We start from the raw sequence: 3,438 nt of genomic DNA on the forward strand, positions 1-3,438 counted from the left end.
CTGGGCAGGTTGTAACAGATAGAGTGAGAGGGCTGCGCGGTTTCCGCGACGGAATGAGAGGGTAGGAGAGAGTCTCCTGTCCGTCCGTCATGGAGTTTCCCGCCATGGCAACCGCCATCCCCAAAATCATCCTGAGTTCTTCCCGTGACATCCCGTTCAGCAAGCTGGTGCTGTCGCAGTCCAACGTGCGGCGCGTGAAGTCCGGCCTGTCGATCGAGGAACTGGCTCGCGATATCGAGCGTCGCGGGCTGCTGCAGAGTCTGAATGTCCGACCCGTTCTCGATGGTGAGGGCGGCGAGACCGGCACCTACGAGGTGCCGGCGGGCGGCCGCCGCTTTCGCGCCCTCGAACTGCTGGTGAAGCAGAAGAAACTGGCGAAGGCCGCACCCGTTCCGTGCGTGGTGCGTGAAGCCGGATCGGCCATTCTCGCCGAGGATGATTCCCTGGCCGAGAATGTCCAGCGCGTCGCCCTGCATCCGCTGGACCAGTTCCGGGCCTTCCGTGACATGCTGGAGAAAGGCATGTCCGAGGAGGACATCGCCGCCGCGTTCTTCGTCGCACCCGCTGTGGTCAAACAGCGCCTGCGTCTGATGACCGTCTCCGATAAACTGCTCGACATATACGAGCAGGATGGCATCCGACTGGACCAGCTGATGGCCTTTTCCATCAGCGACGACCATGCCCGTCAGGAACAGATCTGGGACATCGTCTCCCAGAGCCATAACCGCGAGCCCTATGTCATCCGTCGCATGCTGACGGAGAAGACGGTGCGGGCTTCGGACGTCCGTGCGCGCTTCGTTGGTCTCGATACCTATCTTGCCGCCGGTGGTCATATCATGCGCGACCTGTTCGAGGCCGATGATGGCGGCTGGCTTCAGGATCCTGCTATCCTCGACCGGCTGGTCATGGAAAAACTGCAGGAGGCAGCCGAACAGGTTCGCACCGAAGGCTGGAAATGGGTTGAGACGGCCCTGTCGTTCCCATGGGGACACACACGGCAGTTCGCGGAGATCGACGGCACGCCAGTCCCTCTTTCCGAAGAGGAAAATGCTCGCCTTGAAGCCTTGCACACGGAGCAGGAAACGATCGAGGCCGGATATGCCCAGGCGGATGAATACCCCCAGGAAATCGATGCCCGGCTCGGCGAAATCGAACAGGCCATACTTGCACTGGAAGAGCGGCCGCGCGCGTTTGACCCTGCCGACATGGCGCGGGCAGGCGCCTTCGTCAGCCTCGATAGTGACGGGACGCTGCAGGTGGAGCGGGGTTTCGTGTCGCCGGAGGATATGCCAGCGGAACCGAAAGGTACTGATGACGCAGATGGCGTCGGCGAATACGCTCATCATGCCTATGACGGACAGGATCGGGACATTGGCGATCATGGCGATAATTATGGGGAGGGAAACGGCGTCACTGCCGACGTCGAGGTCGAAGAAGAGGACGGTCTCAAGCCACTGCCGGACCGTCTGCTGACCGAACTGACAGCCTGGCGCACGCTGGCCCTGCGGGATGCCTTTGCTGCCAATCCGCATATCGCGCTGACCGAATTGCTGCACACGCTGGTACGCGATCTCTACTGGCAGACATCGGGTGCCAACTGCCTGGAAGCCTATGTGCGGGAAATCTCGCTGCCCGTGCATTCTCCCGACATGCCGTGCAGTCTCCCGGCCCATGCCCTGCGTCAGCGCAATGAGGGCTGGAAACACGATCAGCCAGAGGACGAGGATGCTCTGTGGCGGTGGATCGACCAACTGGATGATACCAGTCGCATGGCTTTACTGGCGCACTGCCTGTCGTTCGGGATCAATGCGCTTTACGAACGCATGCCGCCTTATGGCGGCGTGTCGCAGCGCAGCGTCACTGAGCGGCTTGTCCGCTCTGACCGCCTCGCTCACGTGCTGAATCTTGATCTGGTCGAGGCAGGCTGGCAGCCCACGGTCGAGACCTATCTCGGTCGGGTGACCAAGGCCCGCATTCTACTGGCGGTCCGGGAAGCTCGGGGCGACGAAGCCGCAGAACGCATCGCGCACCTGAAGAAAACCGACATGGCCCGTGAGGCCGAACGGCTGCTGGAAGGATCGGGCTGGCTGCCCGAGGCCCTGCGCGCAGCCGGTGAACGAGTGACGGGGGAGATTGAAGCCATCGCTGCCGAATGACCACTTCGGTTTGAGCGTTTTCGACACAGCGGCTTCCGGTCTCCGGAAGCTGCTTTTTTCATGTCCCGCGCCCCGGAAAGAGGAAGAGGGCGGCTTCGCTTTTTGTGCCGATGACCCGGCATAAGAGGAGAGTTTTCCATGACCATCACCACCATCCTGCCGCCCGCCTCCCGTGGAATAGCACCATCCGGGGGATTCCGGATCGATCCGTCCCGTGGCGGCCGGAGCGCCCGCGTGTCCTCCGAATGGTTTTCGCGCCCCGATGACGAGCGCTATCTGTCCCTCTCGGAGCTGCATGCCGCCACGCTGGCGCGGGCGGAACGCGCCACGGCCCGCACGGTGGAAAGCCGCGCCATCCGCGTGGAAGCATCCCGCGACAATGCCGAGCGTCTGACCCTGATTGTGCCGGGGCAGAATGAGCCGATCGCGCCCACGCACTGGTCGTTTGGCCAGATGTGCAGTCTGGTCGGCGCCCCATCGTCCTATCTGCGCAATCTTCCGGCTCCTTTGGCAGCCATCAACCTGCAGCATGGGCTGCTGTCGCACCGTGCTGAACTGGTGAAAACGCTGGAAACCGAGGACGGTCAGGTGGAGCTGCGCGCCGTGACCGGTCCCGATTATGGTCGTATCTGGGATCATGAACTGGTCGGCGCCGTCCGGAAAATTGCTGGCGACGGCACTGGAGATACCAATTGGAAAGTGCCCGGTGTGATCGACTGGGCCACCATGACCCATAACCCCCATGTCGACATTACGAAGGAAACCACCACGCTCTATGCGTCAGACCGGGATGTGTTCCTGTTCCTTGTGGATGACACCCATCCGATCGAAGCCGGACGTCTGCCCAACGGCGACCCCGATCTCTATTTCCGGGGTTTCTATGCCTGGAACAGCGAGGTCGGCAGCAAGACGCTTGGTATCGCGTCCTTCTACCTGCGCGGGGTGTGCCAGAACCGCATGCTCTGGGGCGTGGAGAATTTCGAACAGATCACCATCCGGCATAGTAAGTTCGCGGCATCCCGCTTCGTGCATCAGGCCACACCAGCCCTGCGGAATTTCGCCTCAGCCAGTCCGGTCTCGTTCGTGTCGGGCATTCAGGCCTCGCGACGTGCGCTGGTGGCGAAGACAGACGAGGATCGCGAAACCTTCCTGCGTCGTCGCGGGTTCTCGAAACCGGAAACCACGAACATCATCGAGACCGTCCTGAACGAGGAAGGACGCAAGCCCGAGAGCGTGTTCGATTTCGTACAGGGCATCACCGCGCTGGCGCGCACGAAAACTA

2 protein-coding genes are annotated in these 3,438 nt (G+C 61.9%); both read left to right on the forward strand.

Translation table 11 applies throughout. From position 1 onward, the window contains the following. The first annotated feature begins 104 nt into the window (after positions 1-104). Positions 105-2,156: a ParB/RepB/Spo0J family partition protein gene (locus GOB81_RS17160; protein WP_173571436.1), complete on the forward strand. Its 2,052-nt coding sequence runs from the start codon at positions 105-107 to the stop codon at positions 2,154-2,156. A 138-nt stretch (positions 2,157-2,294) separates the two neighbouring features. Then, a partial coding sequence (locus GOB81_RS17165; protein ID WP_173571437.1) for a DUF932 domain-containing protein occupies positions 2,295-3,438 on the forward strand: 1,144 nt, incomplete at its 3' end.

Origin of the sequence: Acetobacter conturbans (genome assembly GCF_011516755.1) — a bacterium.
GTDB lineage: Bacteria > Pseudomonadota > Alphaproteobacteria > Acetobacterales > Acetobacteraceae > Acetobacter > Acetobacter conturbans.